At 35.4% G+C, this 24,334-nt stretch carries 11 protein-coding genes; 9 read left to right on the top strand and 2 right to left on the bottom strand.

Going from position 1 to position 24,334, the window contains the following annotated elements; all coding sequences use genetic code 11:
* Positions 1-65 precede the first annotated feature (65 nt).
* From HYN56_RS19260 to HYN56_RS19230, 7 genes are all read left to right on the top strand, one after another.
* Entirely contained in the window at positions 66-3,434 is a 3,369-nt protein-coding gene (locus HYN56_RS19260; protein WP_205727630.1) for a SusC/RagA family TonB-linked outer membrane protein, read from the top strand.
* Between the two features lie 12 nt (positions 3,435-3,446).
* Entirely contained in the window at positions 3,447-5,468 is a 2,022-nt protein-coding gene (locus HYN56_RS19255) for a RagB/SusD family nutrient uptake outer membrane protein (protein ID WP_109193668.1), read from the top strand.
* Between the two features lie 25 nt (positions 5,469-5,493).
* Positions 5,494-7,083: a DUF5123 domain-containing protein gene (locus HYN56_RS19250; protein WP_146194612.1), complete on the top strand. Its 1,590-nt coding sequence runs from the start codon at positions 5,494-5,496 to the stop codon at positions 7,081-7,083.
* Positions 7,084-7,166: 83 nt separating this feature from the next.
* Positions 7,167-8,654 carry a pectate lyase gene (locus HYN56_RS19245; RefSeq protein WP_109193666.1) on the top strand — a complete coding sequence of 496 codons (1,488 nt, stop codon included), beginning with the start codon at positions 7,167-7,169 and terminating at the stop codon, positions 8,652-8,654.
* Between the two features lie 293 nt (positions 8,655-8,947).
* Positions 8,948-11,416: a glycoside hydrolase family 95 protein gene (locus tag HYN56_RS19240; protein ID WP_109193665.1), complete on the top strand. Its 2,469-nt coding sequence runs from the start codon at positions 8,948-8,950 to the stop codon at positions 11,414-11,416.
* Between the two features lie 214 nt (positions 11,417-11,630).
* Positions 11,631-12,866, top strand: coding sequence for a glycoside hydrolase family 88/105 protein (locus tag HYN56_RS19235; protein ID WP_109193664.1), 1,236 nt, complete (start codon positions 11,631-11,633; stop codon positions 12,864-12,866).
* A gap of 27 nt (positions 12,867-12,893) precedes the next feature.
* Positions 12,894-14,531 (top strand): glycoside hydrolase family 43 protein, encoded by a 1,638-nt coding sequence (locus HYN56_RS19230; RefSeq protein ID WP_205727628.1) that lies wholly within the window; start codon positions 12,894-12,896, stop codon positions 14,529-14,531.
* Between the two features lie 483 nt (positions 14,532-15,014).
* Here HYN56_RS19230 and HYN56_RS19225 read toward each other — a convergent pair whose 3' ends face one another.
* Both HYN56_RS19225 and HYN56_RS19220 read right to left on the bottom strand, forming a co-directional pair.
* Positions 15,015-19,400, bottom strand: coding sequence for a hybrid sensor histidine kinase/response regulator transcription factor (locus HYN56_RS19225; protein WP_109193662.1), 4,386 nt, complete (start codon positions 19,398-19,400; stop codon positions 15,015-15,017).
* 105 nt (positions 19,401-19,505) lie between these two features.
* Positions 19,506-19,964 carry an RNA methyltransferase gene (locus HYN56_RS19220; RefSeq protein WP_109193661.1) on the bottom strand — a complete coding sequence of 153 codons (459 nt, stop codon included), beginning with the start codon at positions 19,962-19,964 and terminating at the stop codon, positions 19,506-19,508.
* Between the two features lie 414 nt (positions 19,965-20,378).
* Between HYN56_RS19220 and HYN56_RS19215 the strand changes: the two genes are divergently transcribed.
* Both HYN56_RS19215 and katG read left to right on the top strand, forming a co-directional pair.
* On the top strand, positions 20,379-21,668 hold the full coding sequence (locus HYN56_RS19215) for a hypothetical protein (protein ID WP_109193660.1): 1,290 nt from the start codon (positions 20,379-20,381) through the stop codon (positions 21,666-21,668).
* Between the two features lie 390 nt (positions 21,669-22,058).
* Positions 22,059-24,332: a catalase/peroxidase HPI gene (gene katG, locus HYN56_RS19210; protein ID WP_109193659.1), complete on the top strand. Its 2,274-nt coding sequence runs from the start codon at positions 22,059-22,061 to the stop codon at positions 24,330-24,332.
* The last annotated feature ends 2 nt before the right edge of the window (positions 24,333-24,334 follow it).

Below are 24,334 nucleotides of genomic sequence, written 5' to 3'. Positions count from 1 at the left end.
ATCATTTTTAGAATAAATATTTCACTATTTAACTATACTAACTAACCAATTTAAACCATTATTGTATGAAAAAGAATTTGTCAAAGAATCACTTTGGCATGGTAAAGAAAGTTAGGAATAAAGCCGCTTTGCTTTCAGCAGTAGTTTTACTCTTTGATTTTTCTGCCAATGCCAATACGAACTCAAATTCAAGCACACTAACCCGTTTCGATTTTTCCCGAAACAGTAAGAACCATAACTATTTTCCCTTTGATTTATTGCCATCTTTTCAAAATGAAATAACGGTAAAAGGGAAAGTGGTAGATGAAAAAGGACTCGGAATTCCAGGTGTGTCAATTGTATTAAAAGGCACTAAAAAAGCAACAATGACTGATATTGACGGAAGTTTTGTTTTTGAAAAAGTTCCTTCAGAAGGCACACTGACTTTCTCTTTTATTGGTATGGAAACCCAGCATATTGCTGTTGGAGGAAGAAACAGTATAAATGTTACAATGAAAGATTCCTCAACCAACCTTGATGAAGTAGTTGTAATTGGATACGGAACGGCTAAACGTAAAGATTTAACAGGTTCTGTAGCTTCTGTAAGCATGAAGGATTTAAAAGATATTCCTGCAACTTCGGCTTTACAGGCTATCGCTGGACGTTTGGCGGGGGTAAATGTAACGATTACAGAAGGTTCTCCAGATGCACAGATTAACGTAAGAGTGCGTGGAGGAAGTTCTATTACGCAGGATAATTCACCGCTTTATATTGTAGACGGTTTTCAGGTTAATACCATTAACGATATTCCACCTGGAGATATTGAAACTATTGACGTATTAAAAGATGCTTCTTCAACAGCAATTTACGGTTCTCAGGGAGCAAATGGAGTAGTATTGATTACAACGAAATCAGGAAAAAAAGGAAAGACCGAAATTACGGTAAATGCCTATACGGGTTTAAAAAAGACTTATAATCTTACCAATGTTTTATCTCCTTACGAGTATGTATACTTTCAGAAAGAACTTGACCCGGGATCCAATGTAGCAGGTACTAGTTTTTATTCTGCCTATGGTTTATGGGAAGACAGGGACATTTACAAATCTAAAAAAGGTTTTGACTGGCAGGAACAACTTTACGGAAATACAGGCGTGCAGACTCATACTGATATGGGATTAACCGGTGGAGATGCAAAACTGCAGTACAAAGTAAATTACACACATGATCAGGAAGACTTTATCATGATAAATTCAGCATACAAAAGGGATTATGTGAGTTTTAAACTGAATAAAGAATTGAGTTCTAAATTCCGTTTTGATTTCAACTCTCGTTTCTCCAATACCATAATTACAGGACCTAGTGTTTCTAATGGAGGAAAACTCAAAGACGGTATTAAATATGCTCCCGTAAGAAGTTTGACTTATCTGGATCCTGCATTAGCTTTGGGCGGTTCAGACAATATAAGTTCAGCAGAAGCTTTAAGTAGTTTAAATGATCCTATTTACAATATTACCAACGAATACAAAGAGCAGAATAATCTTAACCTGACGATGAATGGAGGTTTGACTTGGAAACCCATAAAAGGACTTTCTATAGTTACACAAGGTAGTTATGCGGTAAATAGAAATTATACAGATAATATCTGGCTTCGAAATACAGGAGAGGCAAGTGCCAACGGAGGTCAGCCGGTAGCAAAACGTCAGGATGTGAAAGGAGCAGATTGGTCTATTCAAAATACTTTAAGTTATGATAGATCATTTAATAAAGCAGTGCATAAATTCAACGTTTTGTTAGGACAAGAAGCAAGAAGTTCTCAAGTAGATGAAACTTTGGTTCAGTCTAAATTCTTTCCTGCTGATTTTGGTGCTCACGATGTTTTGGCAATGTGGAATTATGGTACACCTTTGCCAACTTACACTACAATTGGAGAACCAACGAGAACTTCGTCTTATTTTGGACGTATTAATTATACGCTTCGTGATAAATACATTTTCAGTTTTACTTCCCGTTTTGATGGTAAAAACGTTTTTGCTCCGGACAACCGCTGGGGATACTTCCCGGGAGCAGCATTTGCTTGGCGTATGTCTGATGAGAAATTTATGGAAAAGACCAAAAGCTGGTTATCCGATGCTAAATTTCGTTTAAGCTACGGAGAAGTTGGTAATGCGCGTGTAGGTTCTTACTGGCGTCAGGATTATAGTTTTGAAACAGCAGCGAATCGCCTTATTTACGTAAGTGAAGTGGGGCAGAGTTCTTTAAAACCTTCTAATACTTTAAAGAACGAAAATCTTACTTGGGAAACTACAGTTTCTACCAACTTAGGATTAGATCTTGGATTCTTTAATCAAAGACTGACCATAAACATTGATGCTTATAAAATTGATACCAATGACTTGATATTAGCTGTGGCATTACCTTCCAATTCAGGATATGTTTCACAATACCAAAATATTGGAAGCACTTCTAACAAAGGACTCGAATTTACAGTAAACGGAAACATTGTTGAAACCTCTCAATTTAGATTATCAGCTAACTTTAATATTGCCTTTAATAAAAATGTTGTAAAAAGTTTAGATGGTTCTAATGAAATGATTGCAGCATCGAACTGGGCGCCGAATGTTGGACGTGACGATTATAGAGTTCGTGTAGGACAGCCAGTTGGTTTGATGTATGGTTATGTATCTGATGGAATGTATACATTCGATGATTTTAATTTCGATACTGTACAGAAAAAATGGATTCTAAAAGAAGGTGTTGCCGATGCCTCAAAAGTAATTACGACTTCTGGTAATTATTTTGGGCCAGGACATATGAAACTAAAAAAACTAAGCGGTACAGGCAACGTAATTAATCCTGATGAAGACCGAAAAGTTATTGGACGTGCACAGCCTAAACATACGGGAGGTTTTGCTCTTAGCGGTGCTTTTAAAGGTTTAGATTTTTCAGCACTTTTCAACTGGTCTTATGGAAATGATATTTATAATGCCAATAAAATAGATAACTCAACTTTCAGCGGTTCTAAACGTTACAATAACGCTAATGCATTGATGAGTCTGGATAATCGTTTTACAACCATTGATCCAGTTACAGGAAATAATATCATGTTTGGTAATGATGCCAATCCGCAATTATTGCAGGAAATAAACCAAGGTGCAAGTATCTGGCATCCATTGTCTAATTCTACTATTATTACAGATTGGGCTATTGAGGACGGTTCATTTCTGCGTTTAGGAAATCTTACTATTGGTTATACACTTCCTGAAACTATTGCCAAAGGAAAATTTATTCAAAAAGTAAGATGTTATGTGTCGGGTAATAACCTAAAAGTTTGGACTCGTTACTCAGGACAAGATCCGGAGGTAAGTACAAATAGTTCTCCTTTAACACCTGGACTTGACTGGTCGGCTTATCCAAAAGCCAGAACCCTATTATTTGGTGCCAACATAACTTTTTAATTGTCTATTATCATGAAAAAATATATTTATACTGCATTTGTTCTTCTTGCCTTAGGAACCGTTTCCTGCAATGAGGACTTTTTAGAAACCACTTCGCCTTCAAAATTAAGTTCACAAACGGTTTTCAATACTACTTCAATGGCTAAAGCTGCCGTGATGGGAGTGTATGGAAAAATGACGGATACTTACATTTATGGACAAAAATTGTCTGTAAACTGGCAGGGAGTGAGCGATATTGAAACCAATTCCGGATTTACCACAACAGGATATAACTCAACAAGTTCTGATTCCGGAGCGGGCAACTTTTATGATGATCCTTATAACACTACGACCAAATGGGAGAGTTTGTTTCAGTTCGCTGAATTGGCTTCCACTGCTGTAGATGGTATTCGCAATTCTCCTATTTACGAATCCAAAGCAAACGAAATGAAACCGCTTTTAGGTGAAGCCTTAACCCTTAAAGCTCTTGCTTATTTTGAATTGGTTAGATTTTGGGGTGATATCCCTTATAAAGGTGAACCATCAAAATCGGATCTTTCTAATGTTTATATTGGCAAAACAGACAGAGATGTCGTTTACGCAGAACTGGTAAAAGATTTAACAGAAGCTGTAGGATACCTGCCATACCTTAAAATGGCACCGGAATATACTACAGCAGAACGTATTTCTAAGGCTTTCGCCAAAGGATTGTTAGCGAGAGTAGCATTATTTGCAGGAGGATGGTCACTGCATGATGGTAATCTTTTCTCCGATGAAAATGTAGAACATCATCCAACCATGCAGGCTGAAAATGGATATTATGTGGGACGTGTTAAAAACTGGCGTGATTATTATCAGATTGCGGCACAGCAAACTGCAGAAATCTTAGGAAGTTCAGAACATCAGCATTCTTTAGATCCTAATTATGAAAATATCTGGAAAACAGTTTGCAATCTAGGGCAGAATGCTTCAAATGAAAACTTATTCGAGGTGGCTTTTGGTCTAGGGAATAATGGAGATATTGGGTCGTTAATGGGCTATGAAGTAGCTTCTAATACCAAATACGGTTCAAGAGGTTTTGGAGGAAGTTATGTGAGTTCACAGGCCTATTATTTTTATTCTTTTGACCCAGATGATTTACGCAGGGATACTACTTTGTCCTGGACCAGCTACGGAAGCGAAAACAAAGAGACAATGAAAACAGATGCTCTTAGTGTTAGTTTTGCAAAATGGCGTCTTGACTGGATGAACCCTTCATATTTGACTTTGCATAAAACAGCGAATTCCCGTATTGCCACTGGGGTAAATTGGATTATAATGCGTTATTCTGATATTTATTTGATGTTTGCCGAAGCAGAAAGCCAGCTGTCAAGCCCCGATAATTTTAATTCAGTGGCAAGAATGACACCGCGTCAGGCTTTGGAAACTGTTAGAATGCGTGCTTTTGGAGCAAATTCATCGAAAGTAAAACAATATGATGCTGATTTCTTTAATGCCATTGTGAATGAGCGTGCATGGGAATTCGGTTGTGAAGCTATCCGTAAACATGATTTGGTAAGATGGGGACTATTATACGATAAAATTGAAACCATGAAAAAAACATTGTGTTTAATGCTGGACAATAAACAAGCAGTTACCATTTTTGACAAAACGTATCAGGCATCTGACTTTCCACAGACAATTTATTACAAGTTCAAGAATGCAGAATATATTGATAAGAGTTCGATTAATTATTATAGAAATTTAGGAGCCAGCCCTGGACCGGAATATTTATCAGCTTCCTGGTTTACGAAAAATGCGCAGAAACCAACCAGCGGAACCAATAAAAATTATATTGACTGGCCAACCCGTGTTTTATTGGCGGCTACCGGTATTAATAAATCGTATGATTATTCTAGCTTCTTAAGTTCTATGACTAATGGAGGAGAGATTCAATCCAATTTGGTGCAATACACTATGGGAAATAAAAGCTGTAATTACAGACATTATTTCTGTATTTATTATGAAGATTTATTTGAGTCTAAAGGTAATTTAACGAACTCTTTTGGATACTAAACCTCAACCTGTAAAATTGGAACAAATGAAAAAAAATATAATATTAGGATTATTTTCTTTGCTTGCTTTAGTATTCGTAAGCTGCGAAAAAGATTATAACGATTGGGATGTAGAGGAGGGACATGAACGTCTTTTTAAATCTTTAATTTTTGAAGTCTCTAAAGTAGCATCTACTCAAGTAGAATTAAAATTCACAAAATCTATAGACGCTACTAAATATATATTTGAATTTAGTAAAGATAGTTTGCTATTCAATCAAATTGTAAAAACGGTGGAATTATCAAGTGCTAGTTTGATTCCTTTTGCCACTTCTACCAATCAGACTAAAGTAGAATACCGTGAGTTATTTAGTGAACTAGATGGAGATTCAGGTTATTCGGTTCGTATGAAAAGTGTTAATGAAACAACAGGGCTTGAATCTAAATTAAGCCAGATTTTTTTTAGAACTCCAGCGGAGCAATTATTTAAAGGTTATACTCCAGCGGCAAATAATTTAACTGTTAACTGGACTATTTCTCCAAGGGTTACTAAAGTAATTTTATACGATCAGGCAGGAGTAAGTATTAGAGAAATATCTTTAACAGATCAGCAGAAAACAACTGGTTCTTTAGTCATTGATAATTTGGCTATTGGAACGAATTACGTTGTAAAGATTCTTAACGAGTCAAATGTAAGAGGTTCATTGAACGTGAGAACTACAGGTATATTTGAAAGTACGATTTACAATGTACTGCCTGCTGATAATGCAACTACAATTGGAGCGGCTATTAGCGGTTTGGTAGCTTCGGGTTCTAAAAATTTTACCATTGTTTTCGATAAAAATACAACTTATAACATTGGTGGAGATATCACTATTCCGACAGGAGTTAATGATATTGCTTTTGTGGGTGTTGCCGATTCTAACGGTGTCCTGCCAAAATTATTGAATGCACGTTTTAGAGTACAAACACAGATTAATGATTTAATTATTCAATATCTGAACACCACTTCTGCAGCAGCATTTTTTATTGATTTAGGAACCAAAAATGTACACAACATTAATATTGATGGTTGCGAAATAGATAATATCAACTCTATAGTACGTTTAAGCGGTACTTCTGTAGTAAATGATGTGAATGTCGTAAATAGCAAGATTTCTAGAACAGGAGGTTACGGTGTATTTAACGTAGCAGCAGGACAGGTTATCAATTCGATTACAGCTCAAAATTGTACTCTAACAGAAATCAGTACTCGTTTTGCGGATGTTCGTGTGGCAACAAAAATCAATTTTTCGAATATTACCTGCGTTAATATTACAACTGCAATGGGACATTTATGGCTTTTTGATAATGCAAAACCAGTACAGTTGACGATTCAGAATATGATTATTGGAGGTCCAAACGGGGGTGCTAAAATTAATAGTACCAACGGAACATATGCAAGTATTCCAATTTCATACACAGGAAGTTATATGACAAAAGATTTAATTGTCGATGCCAGACCTCTTACAGGTATAACAGCAGTTCCGTTAGATGTCTACGGTTTATTTGTAAATCCTGCTCTTGGTGATTTCCACATAAAAGAAGGTACAGGTTTCGCCGGTACAGGCGTAGCAGGAGATAAGAGATGGTTTTAATTTACTAATAATATTAGTTACAAAGGGAATTTTGATAATTCATATTCCCTTTGTTTTTGCTATACTAACACTATATTTTTATTATGCATAAAAAACTAACCGGCACTGTATTAGGAATATTTTATACTTACAGTATATTATCTTTTGTACCTGCTGATAAATGGCTTGACAATAAAGATAAATTCATAAATAAAGAACCAATAACAGAGGAAGCTTTTGCTTTTCCGGGTGCAGAGGGCGGAGGTTCTAAGACAACTGGTGGAAGAGGCGGAAAAGTAATCAAAGTGACTTCTTTAGAAGATACAGATAAACCGGGTACTTTGCGATATGCCATCAACCAAAAAGGACCAAGAATTGTAGTTTTTGATATCAGTGGGACAATTTATTTAAAGTCAGCGCTGCATATTAAAAACAGTGATATAACCATTGCAGGTCAGACGGCACCTGGGGATGGTATTTGTGTGGCGCACTACGATGTAAGTGTCAGCGCTGATAATGTCATACTGCGTTACCTTCGTTTCCGAATGGGAGATGTAAACAAAATTGAAGCGGATGCTCTTGGAGGACGTTTTCAAAAGAATGTCATCATAGATCATTGTTCCGTAAGCTGGTCAACAGATGAATGTGTTTCTTTTTATCAGAATGAAAATTTTACGTTGCAATGGTGCATCATTTCAGAAGCTTTAAAAAACTCTTTTCATGCTAAAGGATCTCATGGATACGGAGGGATCTGGGGCGGTAAAAATGCCACTTTCCATCATAATCTAGTGGCTAGTAATGACAGTCGTAATCCTCGTTTGGGCGAATATGCCAATCATGAATTTGCACTTACCGATTTAGTCGATTTACGTAATAATGTAATTTACAATTGGGGAGGCAATAGTTGTTACGGAGGAGAAGCCATGAATGTCAATATCGTAAATTGTTATTATAAACCAGGACCAGCTACTGTAAAAAAGGATCGCATTGTTTCGATCGATAAAAATACAAAAGCGAATATTTCTCCCAATCCTGTATATAATATTTGGGGAAAATATTACATCGATGGAAATGTAATCGAAGGATCTCCACAAACTACAAAGGATAATTGGACCTATGGTGTTTTCAATCAATTTTCCCCTGGTTATGGAGTAGTTTCGGATGCAGATAAAAATGCAATTAAACAAAATAAACCTCATAACGCTTTGCCTGTTACGACTCATACAGCTCAAAAAGCGTATGATTTAGTACTAAAATATGCCGGAGCCTCTTTGGTTCGCGATGCAATTGATATTCGTATCATCAATGATGTGAAAAGCGGTAAAGTAACGATTAAGGATGGAGGAAATGGCAGTAAAAATGGCATCATAGACAGTCAGAATGCTGTAGGTGGCTGGCCGAATTTATCTTCCGGTATTGTTTTAAAAGATACTGATAATGACGGAATGCCAGATGAATGGGAAAAAAGTAATGGCCTTAACCCTGTAAAAAATGATGCTAAAGAACATAATCTCAGCACGGCATACGATAATATTGAAGTCTATATAAATAGCATAGCAGCTCAACAGACCGAAGAGCAGTTAAAATTATAATCCTTTTTTAAATTATATGACTAACTGTAAATCATACTTAACCAATTTTTTTCCACAGATTAAGTGAATTAACACAGATTAAAGTAAACAGTCCAAAAACGCTGGAATAGTTTTATATAAAATCCTTAAAATCTTTTTAATCTGTGGCTTTAAAATAAATTTAGTCTGCTGAACGGACAGTCATATAGAATTATTCAATTCGTTTTTGTTTTTTAGCCAGCTCCGCCTGCAGAGAACAGTTTTTTTTGCAGGTAAGCCGACTATTGGAAACGTGTTTTTATCTTTAGTAAAAAATGAAAATAATAAAATATAAAAGAGTAGCCGGATTCCTTTTCTTCATGTTGTTTGCAATCCAGTTAAATGCTCAGAAACTAATCCTGAAATACGACAAACCAGCATCCAATTGGAACGAAGCGCTTCCTATTGGAAACGGACGTTTAGGAGCCATGATTTTTGGAAATCCGCAAAAAGAAGAATTACAGCTAAATGAAGAAACCATTTGGGCAGGTGAACCCGGGAATAATGTGCCTAAAAATACCTTTGGTAATATTGAGGCTATTCGAAAACTGATTTTCGATAAAAAATATAAGGAAGCTCAAGACCTTTCTAATGAGACTTTTCCAAGACAGGCTCCAAAAGATTTAAATTATGGAATGCCCTATCAAACCGCTGGAAGTGTATGGTTTGATTTTCCTGAACATGAAAAGTTTTCTAATTATAAAAGGGATTTGGATATAGAAAATGCGGTTACTTCCGTCAGTTATAAAGTAAATGGCATCTCTTATAAAAGAGAAATTTTAGCTTCTTTTTCTGATGATGTTATTATAGTAAAACTGACTGCAGACAAGAAAAAAAGTATAAGTTTTTCCATAACTTCTACAAGTCCGCAGGTATTAAACTCTGTAAAAACATCAGAAAACAGATTAATTTTCGCAGGAACTTCTGGGAGCACTGATAATAAAATTGGAAGAATAAACTATGTTGGTCAAGTCGGCTGCATTTTAAAAGGAGGAACTTTAACTGTAAAAGCAGACAAACTTTTTATTGATAAAGCAGATGAGGTTGTAATCCGGATTGCACTGGCTACTAACTTTAAAAATTATAAAGAACTCTCAGAAAATCCGTTTCAGAAATCAGAAGCTGTTTTAGAAAAAGCATCTCAGAAAAACTATGCGACAGCTTATCAAAATCATGTTTCGGCTTATCAGAAATACTTTAATAGAGTTTCGTTGAATCTTGGAGATTCGCCCCAGTCAAAAAAAACAACTGATGTAAGGATTAAAGAATTCAATGCAAGTTATGATCCGCAGCTGGTGGCGCTTTATTTCCAGTTTGGAAGATATCTGCTTGTTTCCAGTTCGCAGCCCGGGAACCAGCCAGCGAATCTTCAGGGAATTTGGAATCATAAATTAAGTCCGCCTTGGGATAGCAAATACACGGTAAATATTAATACCGAGATGAATTACTGGCCTGCTGAAACAACCAATTTAAGCGAGATGCATCAGCCTCTTTTCAGTATGCTAAAAGATTTAGCCGTAACGGGACAGGAAAGTGCAAAAGAAATGTATCATGCCAGAGGCTGGAACCTGCATCATAATACCGATTTATGGCGAATAACAGGCATAGTAGATGGCGGATTTTATGGAATGTGGCCTATGGGCGGGGCTTGGTTAACACAGCATTTATGGCAACATTATCTTTATACGGGAGATACAGCATTTTTAAAAGAATATTACCCGGTTATGAAAGGAGCAGCGCAGTTTTACCTTGATGTACTGCAGGAAGAACCGGAGAAAAAATGGCTAGTGGTATCTCCATCCATTTCTCCTGAAAATACGTATCAAGGCGGTGTTGGGGTTTCTGCAGGAACTACAATGGACAATCAATTGGTCTTTGATGTATTTAATAATATAATCAATGCTTGTAAAGTATTGGAAACTGACAGGAATTTTGCTGATTCTGTTGCTGTAGCTTTAAAGCGATTACCGCCTATGCAGATAGGACAACATTCGCAATTACAGGAATGGCTGCACGATTGGGATAAGCTAAATGATAAACACAGACATATTTCGCATTTGTACGGATTGTTTCCTTCTGGTCAGTTATCTCCGTTAAGAACGCCGGAACTGGTTGAAGCGGCAAAAAATACTTTAATATCCAGAGGAGATGTTTCTACCGGCTGGTCAATGGGTTGGAAAGTAAATTGGTGGGCGCGATTATTGGACGGTAATAAAGCTTTTAAATTGATTAAAGATCAGCTTCGTCCGGCACCAATGGAAAGCAAAGGAGAATCGGGCGGTACTTATCCAAACCTTTTTGATGCACATCCGCCATTTCAAATCGATGGAAATTTTGGCTGTACCGCTGGTATATCCGAAATGCTCTTGCAAAGTTATGATGGTGTAGTTCATTTATTACCAGCTTTGCCGGATGAATGGGAAAAAGGAAATGTTGCAGGATTGAAAGCTCAGGGCGGTTTTGAAATTGGAGAAATGAAATGGGATAAAGGAAAAATTATTTCAGTAACAATAAAATCAAATCTTGGAGGAAATCTTCGTTTGAGAAGCCATTCAAAACTAAAAGGGAAAGGTTTGACATTTGCTAAAGGTGAAAATCCGAATTCCTTTTTCAAAATTCCGGACATACAGAATCCAATTATTTCGGCGAAAGCGAAACTAATTGGTATAAAAAGTCCAAAAGTTTTTGAATATGATATCAAAATGGAAAAAGGAGGTAGTTGTACTTTTTATGCCGAGGAATAATTTGAAAAGAGGACATCTTTTTATAATGATTTGCCTCGTCTTTTAACTTGATATTGCTGAGAAGGCATTTTTTCGTCAAATGACCCCTTACATTTTGCATATTGACCTCCCTTTGTTCCTTGCCAGCAAGTAGTTTTGTGATTATAAATTTTGAATCATTCTCTCCGGGAAATATGGAGCGAATGAAAATAATACTCGATTAATTAAGGTTGTTATGTTTAAGTTTAAAAAAGAAAAAACAAAAAGGCTAATATTAAGAAAGCTAAGTTTTGTGGCTTTTTTGTGTAGTTCAGTTATCGTATTTGGGCAGAATCAAAAAAAGCACCTTTCAGTACAATTGGCCGAATCTGTAATGTATAATAATCCCAATGCCTGGATGACCGATTTTCAGCAAAAACCGGTATGGGGTTATGTACAAGGTTTGGTTAGTCTTTCGTTACAAGAAGTCAGCAAAGAGAAGAACAATCCAAAATATTTCGACTATGTCAAAAACACTTATGCTGATGTATTGATCAACGATAAGGGAGGTATTGATGGCTATCGTTTAGAGTCTTTTAAACTTGACGATGTTAATTCGGGTAAAATATTGTTTTCTTTATATGAAAAGACAAAAGACGAACGCTATCGTATAGCGATTGAAACACTTCATCAGCAATTAAAAAAACAACCCAGAATCGATCAGGGAGCATTTTGGCATAAGAAAATTTATATCAATCAGGTTTGGTTAGACGGTTTGTATATGGGACTTCCGTTTTATGCCCAATATGCTGCTACATTTAAAGCCCCTGAGGCTTTCGATGACATTGCCAGTCAATTACTAACTGTAGATAAATATTTAAAAGATTCCAAAACAGGATTGTATTATCACGGTTGGGATGCCAGTAAAACCGTTTACTGGGCCGATCCCAAAACCGGATTATCTCAAAATTTCTGGGGACGCGGCGTAGGATGGGTGTATATGGCATTGATTGATGTATTGGAATATCTTCCAAAAAATCATAAAGATCGTAAAGCAGTAGAAGTTATGTTTCAGAATCTGACTGATGCTCTTGTAAAAGTTCAGGATCCGTCTACAGGAGTCTGGTTTCAGGTGCTTAATTATCCAAAACGAGAAGGGAACTATCGTGAAGCCACAGCCTCAGCAATGTTTGTTTATGGCTTAGCCAAAGGAATTCAATTAGAAGTTTTAAATAAAAAATACCTTAAACACCTGAAAAAAGCCTATTCAGGTTTTAGGAAAGAGTTCATTAAAATAGACACCAATAAGCAAATAGAAATTACTTCGTGTTGCGCTGGAGCTGGTTTAGGTCCGGCAGACAATCTGGTTCGAAACGGGACTTATGATTATTATATTCATGAAGCGGTTAGATCTAATGATGGTAAAGCAATTGGTCCTTTTATAATGGCTTGTTTAATGCTGGAAAAACATCCTCAATGGGCGGTCCTTTAATCTAAAATCGAAATTAAATATATTCAGATGAAAATAAAATATGTGGCATTGGCTTGTTTGGCCCTAACAAAAATGAGCAGTGTTTATGCACAAAAAAATACAGAAACGCTTTCTAAGGTTTGGGTATCCGACTTAGGCAACGGAAGTTATAAAAATCCAATTATCTACGCCGATTATTCTGATCCCGATGTTTGTCGCGTCGGAAAAGATTATTTTATGACTGCTTCGTCTTTTAATTGTATTCCGGGACTTCCAATTCTGCATTCGAATGATTTAGTCAATTGGAAATTAGTGAACTATGCTTTGCCAAAACAACCTCCTGTAGAAACCTATGATAAAATACAGCATGGTAATGGAGTTTGGGCGCCTTGCATTCGTTTTCATAGCGAAGAATATTATATTTTTTATCCTGATCCCGATTTCGGAATCTATATGACTAAAACTAAAAATCCGTACGGTAAATGGTCAGAACCTGTTTTGATTAAAGCAGCCAAAGGCATCATAGATCCTGCACCTTTTTGGGATGAAGACGGTAAGGCTTATCTGGGTTATGCATTAGCAGGAAGCCGTGCCGGAACCAAAAGTGTTCTAATGCTTTGTTCTATAGATCCTGTAACCTGTATGGCTAATGATGATGAGGTGCTTTTGTTTGATGGTCATAAAAATCATACGACTGTTGAAGGGCCTAAATTCTATAAACGAAATGGCTATTATTATGTTTTTGCGCCTGCAGGTGGTGTGGCAACAGGCTGGCAATTAATCCTGAGATCAAAATCTATTTATGGTCCATATGAAGAAAAGGTTGTTTTGGAACAAGGAAAAACAGTTGTAAATGGGCCACATCAGGGAGCTTGGGTCGATACAGTGACAGGAGAAGACTGGTTTATACATTTTCAGGATCAGGGTGCTTATGGCCGTGTGGTACATTTAAATCCAATGTCTTGGAAAAATGACTGGCCGGTTATGGGGGTAGATAATGATAAAAATGGTATTGGAGAACCGGTAATGACTTTTAAAAAGCCAAATGTAAACGGGCAATACCCTTTAGCAACACCTCCGGATTCCGACGAATTTAATGAGCCTGTACAAGGGTTGCAGTGGCAATGGCATGCAAATAAACAGTTGGTTTGGGGCTATCCTTCTGCTGGTATGGGCTATTTCCGTTTGAATTGTATTCCAAAACCAGCGGATTTTAAAAGTCTGTGGCAGGTGCCTAATATTCTGGCGCAAAAATTTCCTGCTGAAGAGTTTATGGCAACCTCTAAAATAACATTTACGCCCAATTTTGATAATGAACAATTTGGATTGGTTGTGATGGGAAGAAGCTACAGCAGTTTAACGGTAAAACAAATTAATGGTCAGTTAAAATTAATGCAGTTATCAGCTGCTAAAGCTGATAAAGGTGCAATAGAAACAGCAACCGAAATAGCAACACTTACAAATAATACTTTTTACTTTAGAGTTACAGTGCAAAAAGGAGGGAAGTGTCAGTTTTATTATAGTTTAGATGATAAAAAGTACTTAAAAGCGGGTTCTGAATTTATTGCTTCAGAAGGAACATGGATCGGTTCAAAAGTTGGTTTTGTGGCTTTAAGAGAAGGTACAATTAATAATGCCGGTTATGCTGATGTGGATTGGTTTAGAGTCTCTAAAATTGAAAAATAAGGTTTTAAGTTTAAGTTTAATTTTTTTTCGATCTGGTGGTTATGGTTTAAGTCATTAAGTATTTTTGTGGTTAATTGTAATTAGTTACTTTCACTGGCACTAGGATAAAAGAAGTCTTCGGACTTCTTTTTTTATGTTTAAAGAATTCTGTTTTTTTTAGTTTTTTAGCCACAAACCGAGCGATAGCGAACAGGCGAAGCAATTACACAAATTTTCACAAATGAATTTCTGCAGGTATTAGGTCGATTTTTTTAGTTCATCAAAAAAACTTAAACTTTAAATACTATTACAGCGTCTCTGAGTCTTTGCGAATAAACTTTCACTGACTCATAGAAAAAGAAGTCTGTATTTTAAAAAGTTTGATAACCACAAATTGCACAAATTCACACAAATTAATTTGCGAAGATTTGTGTAATTTATGGTTGAATTAAAATTTACAATCCTATTTTTAGATTTTTACTGATTGCATAATCTCTTTAACTTTTAGGCTTTATGTTTTTGTCGATATTCAGTTGGAGTATCTCCGTATTTGTTTTTAAAGGATTTGGTAAAATACTTCATATCCGAAAAACCAGTCATATCAGCTATTTCTTTAATCAACAGCTGACTGTCAGATAACAATTGTGCGGCACGTTTTATTCTGATGTCACGAATAAATTCTACAGGAGAATAACCTGTTAAACTTTTTATTTTATAGTATAAAGTTGTTCGATTCAAACCTACAGTACTTCCGAGAACTTCAACGGAAAATTCATTATTGTCAATGTTTTCTTCGATGCAATCCATGATTTTTCGCATCATTTCTTCGTCCTTGTCGCTTACTAAATGCGGTTTAGGTTCGTAGTTTTCTTTAGGAAGTGTTTCTTCTTTGTCGGTATTCTTATCGTAATTTTCAAAAATGCTTTGCAGGCGTTTACGCTGTTCCAGTAAATTGACAATACGGGCTCGTAAATAACTTACACTAAAAGGCTTTGTGATGTAATCATCTGCACCGTAATTCATTCCCTCTAACTGACTTTCGATTGTCGTTTTTGCGGTTAATAACACTACAGGAACGTGACTTGTTTCGATGTTGTTTCTAATTTTCTTTAATAAATCTACTCCGCTAAGTTTTGGCATCATAATATCGCTAATCACAAAATCGGGAGTGTTTTCGACTATTTTTTGGTATCCTTCTTCGCCATCTTCGGCTTCGATTACTTCGTAATCTTCTTCCAATACATTTTTTATAAAGGTGCGTAAATTCAAATCATCTTCAACGACTAATACTCTGACTTTTTCATTTTTTTGAGTTATAGTATTTTCGTCTGTTATAGGTTCTGTTACTTCCGTAGGTTCTTCATTAATGATTTCTACATCTTCATTAAAATGGTCATAACCGGTTTTAAAGTTCAAAGTAAATGTACTTCCTTCATTGGCTTTACTACTGAAAGTAATTTCGGCATGGTGCTGTTCTGCCAGTTCCTTGACCATAGAAAGTCCAATTCCGGTACTTGGATTATTGGAATTGGTATTATAAGATGAAAATCTATTGAATATTCGGCTCTGAAAATCCTCCTGTATACCTAAACCTGAATCGATAACCTGTAATTGTAATTGATTTGACGTTTTGGTAATTTTTAACGTTATAGATTTTCCATCAGGGGTATATTTAAAAGCATTGGACAATAAGTTCATTAAAATCTTTTCGAGGGCATTTTTATCCGCCCATAAACGAATATCTTCTCCTTCAACTTCAAATAGATAAGTTATATTTCGTTCTTGTGCGGTTTCCAGGAAATTATTAAATATGTCATTGGCAAATACAGTAAGATTGATTTCTGAGATTTGTAGTTTTTGATCCTGTATCTTTCTGAAATCCAGTATCTGATTAACCAATCGTTGCAGTCGATTGGTGTTTTGAGAAACATAAGTTAATTGTTTTTTTACTACTTCAGAAGTTCCGGAATCATTAATAAGATAATCAACAGGACCAGTAATCAAAGTAAGAGGAGTGCGTAATTCATGCGAAATATCGATAAAAAATTTATTCTTCATTTCAAAAATGTCCTTTTCCATTTTGGTATTGGTTTTTAATCGGTACATGGTCAGTACTACATAATTAATTCCCCAAATAATACCCAACACCAGCATGCAGTATATAATGTAGGCAATCCAAGTGTTCCATATTGCAGGTAAAACAGTGATGTTTATTTGGCGTTCATTGTTTACCCAGTTGCCCTGACTGTTGGTCGATTTTACTTTGAAAATGTAATTTCCTTTAGGAACGTTGGTGTAAAAAGCAGCATGCTGTTCATTGGTATAATTCCAATTTTCATCAAAGCCTTCCAATTTATAAGCATATTTGATATTTTCAGGATTGATATAATCCAGAGCAGCAAATTCTATATTAAAAAAGTTCTGATTGTGCTTTAATTCTATTACGGAATTACTGTCTATTGAATACGATAAATTAAAAGGGGCATTATTATTCTGGTTGTAAACCTGAAAATCGGTTAAGGCTAATGTAGGTACAGTATTGTTTGATTTTATATTATTTGGAAAAAAATGTAATAATCCTTCAGCATAGCCAAATAGCAATTCACCACTTTGCAATTTAATTCTTGTTGCTTCAGTAAAATTATTAAAGGTTAAAATTGGTTTTACTTCCGAGTAAACTTCAAAGAGTTCAGCACGCGGATTAAAACGGGTTAAAATATAGTCGGTTGTGATCCATAAATTCTGATCATTATCTTCTAATAATGATAAAATATTATTGGAAGGAAGTCCTTCTTTTTGTGTGTAATGTTTAAATTCCTTTGGATATCCGTTTAGTTCTCTGCTCAGTACTTTACTAATTCCTCCATCAGCAGTTGCAATAAAAGCCTGACCGTTTTTAGTCATACAGAAATCTATGATATCGTTACTCTTTGGACAAGCTGTTTCCTGCTGTGTTTTTTCATAAATTTTAATAGAAGAAACAAGTTCCGGAAACCTTTTTTTGCCATCTGCAACCAATAAACCGGTTGTAGAACCAATGTATAATATTCCTTGTTTATCCTGTTTGATACAGCGAATGTGTAAATGTTTTTCAAGAAGCGTGTTCTTTAATCTCCCATTTTGATTGATAAAATCTAAAGTGTTTCCGTGTTTTCGAATTAAGTTTAATCCGGTTAAAGTACCTACCCATAAACGCTTGGACTGATCTTCAAAAATGGTATAGATATTATCATTGCTTAAGCTGTTAGGATTATTTTCTATATTTTTGAATTGCTGTACCTGATAGCTGTAACTTTGATCTTTTGAAGTAAATTTGTAAAGTCCGTCTCCACGTGTACCAATCCATATTACAGATTCTTTATCCTGAATAATACTGTAAATTGGTTTTTTCCAGACAGCCTGAGGAACCAATTTGCCATCTGATGATATACATCCAAGTTTTTTAAAGTTTTGATCAAAAAGAATAAGTTGGTTTTGTTTATTGGCAACCCAAATGTTTTCATTTTTATCCTGAAATACAGCACGAACATCTTTGATACCTAGTTTTATTTGAGGATTTTCAATTTTTAAAGCTTTAAAATTATTTTGACTAAAAGTAACTTTTATAATTCCAGCTGTTTGTGTATTGTACCACAAATTACCTTGTCTGTCAAAGTAGGCGATATGAAATTTATTACTGAAATTCCCCTTAGGAAAGTAGGACGTGGTTTCAAATGGAATTAAGCGATTAGTAGCTGGATCATATTTTGAAAAACTACCATTATTAGGCTGAACCCAGATTTCTCCTTTCGTATTAGTCAGTACAGACGCTTTTACAGAAAATTGACTTGATCCCGTTTCTTCAGTTCCCGCAGGAAAATAACTTACTTTTTTACTTTTTATATTGACAGCATAAATACCGGCCTCATCATTACAAGTAAACCATAACAAATCCTGAGCAAGGCTTATAACATTGATTTTCTTATGTGCCAGATTTGACACTTCAGAAGTTTTAAATTTAGTCGTTTGTCCTGTAAAAATATTTATTAAACAAAACTCTGCTTGCTCGGTTATGGCGACAACTGTACTATTATCTATTTTCTTTAGAATAATAATTTCACCATTTAAACCTAATTGATGAGTTCTATAGTTTTGTGTGCCTTTTGTGTATTGGAGTAAATTTCTGTCGGCTCCTCCAAACCATATTTCGTCCTCCAGTTCGAGCGCAGTGTAGAATGCTTTTGTCTGTTCATTTGTTCGAAAAAGTGATATTGGATTAGTTAGTAATTTATTTGTTTTAAGCTGCATAATACCACGATCAGTTAAAATCCAGCTATTTTTAGAACGGTCTTCAAAAACAGTGATAACTTTATTACTGTTTAATTTTCCATTTTCTTTGCTAAAAATTTGATAGGAATAACTATTGCTCGTTATAGCAATACAGCCATTGTTTTTTGTAATGAGCCATACTACACCCGATTTTTGAGGAATTATTTGGGTAATTTCTATATTGTTTTTTATCACTTCCGGTATCAGTTCGGCTCCCCAAAATTCGTTTAAAGCGGGGTCAAAACAATAGACTTTATTTTTGTTGGATAAGGTACGCATCCAAATCTTGCCATAGGCATCTTCAATAATCCAGTCGATACGGTTATTTTTCATCAAAACTTTATCCGTAGCTTCGGTTTTATAGTTTTTGAAACGATATCCGTTGTATTTGCTTAGGCCGTTAGTAGTGGCAAACCACATAAATCCTTTTTTATCCTGAATGATATGGTTGATGATATTGTGCGGAAGCCCGTCTTCAACAAGATAATGACTAAAATTGTAGTTCTGCTGGCAATATGCGGCCAGATTACAAAGTAAAAAAAGGATTAAAGTATAATGGGAATTTTTCTTGAAAAAATGCATTGAAGTTTAGTCTTGGTAAGGTTTTAGTAAGTGCCACTAAAATAGGAAATTGTTTCTTACCAAAGAATAAAAACAGTGCTAGATTTACGTATAAATGGATTAATTTTAAGAGCGTGGTTTAGGTAAATTTCGATCATACATAATAATAGTTCCTGCAACAGCCACATTTAAACTTTTTACCGATTTAAATTTTACTAAATGATGGCATTTTTCCATAGATTTTTTAGACAGGCCGTGATCTTCTGCTCCCAACAGATAAACACAACGTCTGGGATGTTCAAAAGTTTCCAGATCTACAGCTTTATCAGTTAGTTCAACACCAACTAATCGAGCTCCTTTTGGTAGATTTTCAAAAAAAGCTTCGAAAGTTTCGTAATGAAAATAAGGAATTGCTTTTACAGCATCGTGTGTATAACAAGCCTGTTTTGCGTATCGATTACCAATGGTAAATATAAAAGTGGCTCCTAAGTTTTGAGCAGATCGCCATAAAACACCCAGGTTTTCGGGCGTTTTACCATTTTGTATTCCTATCCCGAAATACTCATTTGTAAAATTATCATTCATAAAGGCAAAAGTACAAACTGCAAAAACATAAATCAATTTTTTGTTTGAGAAGCTGTAAAGACTCTGTTTAGCCTTGTTTTAAATGATTTCTGCCAAAGTGATGTTCGATACTAAGCATTTTTACTTAGAGAATTGTTTTATTCCGGCATTTTTTATTTCAGGTTAAGAGGTTTTTTTGATTTTAGAGAATGTTATTTTGCGGTTAACAATTGTTAAATATCAGTAAACACTGGGATTTTATGCAATTATTTGCTTAAGTTTGTATAAAGGCATTTCCGGATTTCGTTAATAGTTTTTAATTTCTACTGCTGATGAAATGAGATTTATCCGGATTAAGTACTGAGGTTTAAATATATAACTGATATTTTTTTAACTCAACGTGCCAATTAATAATACCACTAAAGCCCCAAGATTATGAAAAAAATTACTTTATTAGTGTGTTTATTGCTGACAGCAGCCGGCGTAAATGCACAACAGGAAAAAGGAATTATTGGATACAACAACTGGTTGGATAACTGGACAGAGTTCAAACCTCATAAAGTTGAATCTAAGGAAGCAAATCAAATTTTAGCAGGAAACATTACGGAGAATACAAAATTGCTAAAAAGAAATGTATACGTTCTTCAGGGAAATGTATATGTTACAAATAATGCTGTGCTTACAATTGAACCAGGGACTGTAATCATTGGAGATGCTGAAACTAAAGGTACTTTAGTTATTACGAAAGGAGCTCAGATTATGGCAATCGGTCAGGAAACAGATCCTATTATTTTTACTTCAAACAAAAGCCTTAAAAAAGCTGGTGACTGGGGTGGAGTAGTAGTTCTTGGTGATGCTCCTATCAATAAATTTGGAAGTGTAGGTTCTTATAATTTAGATCTTGATCCTGCCCTTACTGTTTATGGTGGAACCAATGAAGCTGCTAACTCAGGAGTTTTAAAGTTTGTGAGAATCGAATTTGCAGGTAAAAAAGTTAAAGGATTTGATACTTTTAATGGCTTAACTGTTGCGGGAGTTGGTAATAAAACTGTGATTGAAAATATTATGGTGAGCTATTCTGGAGGTGACTCTTTTGCTTTTTATGGCGGAGATGTAAATGCTTCTCAATTGGTTTCATACAAATCAATTAATGACGATTTTAAATTTACACAAGGTGTTCAGGCACGTTTGTATAATTCTTTAGCAGTTAGATCTTCTTATTTATCAAGTAATAAAGATGGCTCAAGATGTTTGGAAGTAAAAGGATACGAAAAGAAAAACGAAACTGACTTTACTAAAAAGTTTACTTCAGTGTCAGCTTCAAACGTTACATTGCTTAACGATAGTGAAAATATTAAAGCAGATATCCAGTCTGGCTTAGTAAAAGAGGCGGTTTATGTTGCCGAAAATGCATCTTTAGAATTAAAAAGAAGTGTTGTTTCAGGATTTAATCCGGCAGTATTAATAGACAGTAAAACAGAAATCAATTCTGCTAATCTTAAGAAAATAAAATTTGAAGAAATGTTTTTCAATCAATGTAACGGTAACATCTTTACAGAAAACAATAAAGATAATACTGACTTAGAAAATTGGTATGGAAACAGCATTTTTGCTAATGTTTATTCGCATACTGAAAACCAGGAAACTTTTGTTGATGCTTACAACGCAAGAAGACCGGATTTCAGACTTAAATTAGGAAATATTACCGCTTCTAGTGGTAAATAAGAATATTACAAAATAGCAGGAAAGCCGAAACTTATAGTTTCGGCTTTTTTTATTTATTTAAGTGAAGATTGTTGAACTAATACTTCGCATTTTCTGTATTTAAAATCATTATAAATCAAACGTTAACAAGGTAAGTAAGCCTCAAATTTATATGACAAGAATATAAAAAATACTAACTTTAATATGTCTAAAGATAAAATCATTGATTTTAAATACTTATTCACTTTTGCTTTTCAATTTTTAATGTATTTATTGTTGTGTAATGGGAAAATTAATTCAAAATTTTAATTCAATAAATTTTATCTATAAGAGGAGAATTATAAATGATAAACACCTGGAATCTTCTCTTTGTATACTTTGTAATTTAGTAAAAAAATAAAAAATTTAATTATGGAGAACCAATCAAACGACATTAGCAAATGCCCTTTTCATAATGGCAGTATGGACAAGCAAGCCGCATCAGGTACAAAAAATAACGACTGGTGGCCAAAACAGCTTAAGGTGAATATTTTGAGACAGAATTCATCATTATCTGATCCGCTTAATAAGGATTTTGATTATGCAGAAGCTTTTAAAAGTCTGGATCTGGAAGCGGTAAAAAAAGATCTTCATGAATTGATGACAGATTCGCAAGATTGGTGGCCTGCTGATTTTGGTCACTATGGAGGACTTTTTATCCGAATGGCATGGCATAGTGCAGGAACGTACAGAGTACATGATGGACGAGGCGGTGCAGGAGCGGGACAACAACGTTTTGCACCTTTGAACAGCTGGCCTGATAATGTGAGTCTTGATAAAGCCAGAAGACTTCTTTGGCCCATAAAACAAAAATACGGGCAGAAAATTTCATGGGCAGATTTAATGATACTGACAGGAAATATAGCTCTTGAATCAATGGGATTTAAAACATTTGGATTTGCCGGCGGAAGAGCAGATGTCTGGGAACCGGATGAGTCTGTTTACTGGGGTTCAGAAACTACATGGTTAGGAGGAGATGAACGTTATAATAATGGTTCAGATGGTGTGCCAAAAGATCACGGTGTTGTTTCATCTGATGATGATGCAGATGGTGATGTTCATAGCAGAAATTTAGAAAAACCACTTGCAGCAGTTCAGATGGGACTTATATATGTAAATCCGGAAGGACCTGATGGAAATCCTGATCCTATTTTAGCAGCAAAAGATATAAGAGATACTTTTGGCCGTATGGCAATGAACGATGAAGAAACGGTAGCCTTAATTGCCGGAGGACATACTTTTGGTAAAACTCACGGAGCTGCTTCTTCTGACCATGTTGGTAAAGAGCCTGAAGCAGCAGGTTTGGAACAGCAAGGGTTTGGATGGAATAATAGTTTTGGTTCTGGTAAAGGTGCCGATGCTATAACAAGCGGACTTGAAGTAATCTGGACTAAAACGCCAACACAATGGAGCAATAATTTCTTTGAAAACTTATTCGCATACGAATGGGAGCTTTCTAAAAGCCCTGCAGGTGCACATCAATGGGTTGCAAAAAATGCAGAAGCTATCATTCCGGATGCGTTTGATAGTTCTAAAAAACATCTTCCAACCATGCTTACTACCGACTTATCGTTAAGGTTAGATCCGGCTTATGAAAAAATATCACGACGATTTTTAGAGAATCCTGATGAATTTGCCGATGCTTTTGCACGTGCATGGTTTAAATTGACACACCGTGATATGGGACCTCGTGCCCGTTATCTGGGATCAGATGTTCCTCAGGAAGTATTGTTATGGCAGGATCCTATTCCTGAAGTAAACCATAAATTGATAGATGAAAATGATGCAGCACAGTTGAAAGATAAAATAGGAAATTCTGGATTATCTATATCTCAGTTAGTGTCTACAGCATGGGCTTCAGCTTCTACGTTTAGAGGATCAGACAAGCGAGGCGGTGCAAATGGTGCACGAATTAAATTAGCACCACAGAAAGACTGGGAAGTTAATAATCCTGCAAAACTAGCACAGGTTTTAAGTAAACTGGAAGCTATTCAGGCAGAATTCAATGCTTCACAAAGTGATGGAAAAAAAGTTTCATTGGCAGACCTAATCGTTCTTGCAGGAAATGCAGGAGTTGAGAAAGCAGCTAAAGCAGCAGGAAGTTCAGTAATTGTACCTTTTACTCCAGGTCGTATGGATGCATCTGCAGACCAAACAGATGTAGAATCATTTGGATATCTGGAGCCTAAAGCTGACGGATTTAGAAATTACAGAAAAACAAAATCGGAAGTAACAACAGAAGAACTTTTGATTGACAAAGCTAATTTATTAACGCTTACAGCACCTGAATTGACAGTACTGTTAGGAGGTTTACGTGTATTGGACATAAATACTGACGGTTCTAAAAATGGTGTTTTCACGCTTCGCCCTGGTCAGCTTACGAATGATTTCTTTATTAATTTATTGGATATGAATACGCAATGGAAGGCTGTTTCAAATGATAAAGAATTATATGCAGGAAATGACCGAAGAACTGGTCAGCCTAAATGGATTGCAACACGTGCCGATCTTGTTTTTGGATCTAATTCAGAACTAAGAGCTGTTGCAGAAGTTTATGCAAGCAGTGATGCAAAAGAAAAATTTGTAAATGATTTTATTAAAGTATGGAATAAAATCATGAATTTGGATCGATTCGATTTAGCTTAATC

The organism is Flavobacterium crocinum, from assembly GCF_003122385.1.
Classification (GTDB): domain Bacteria; phylum Bacteroidota; class Bacteroidia; order Flavobacteriales; family Flavobacteriaceae; genus Flavobacterium; species Flavobacterium crocinum.
The sequence above is the reverse complement of the archived record's forward strand: the minus strand, read 5'-3'. Positions and strand labels throughout refer to the sequence as shown.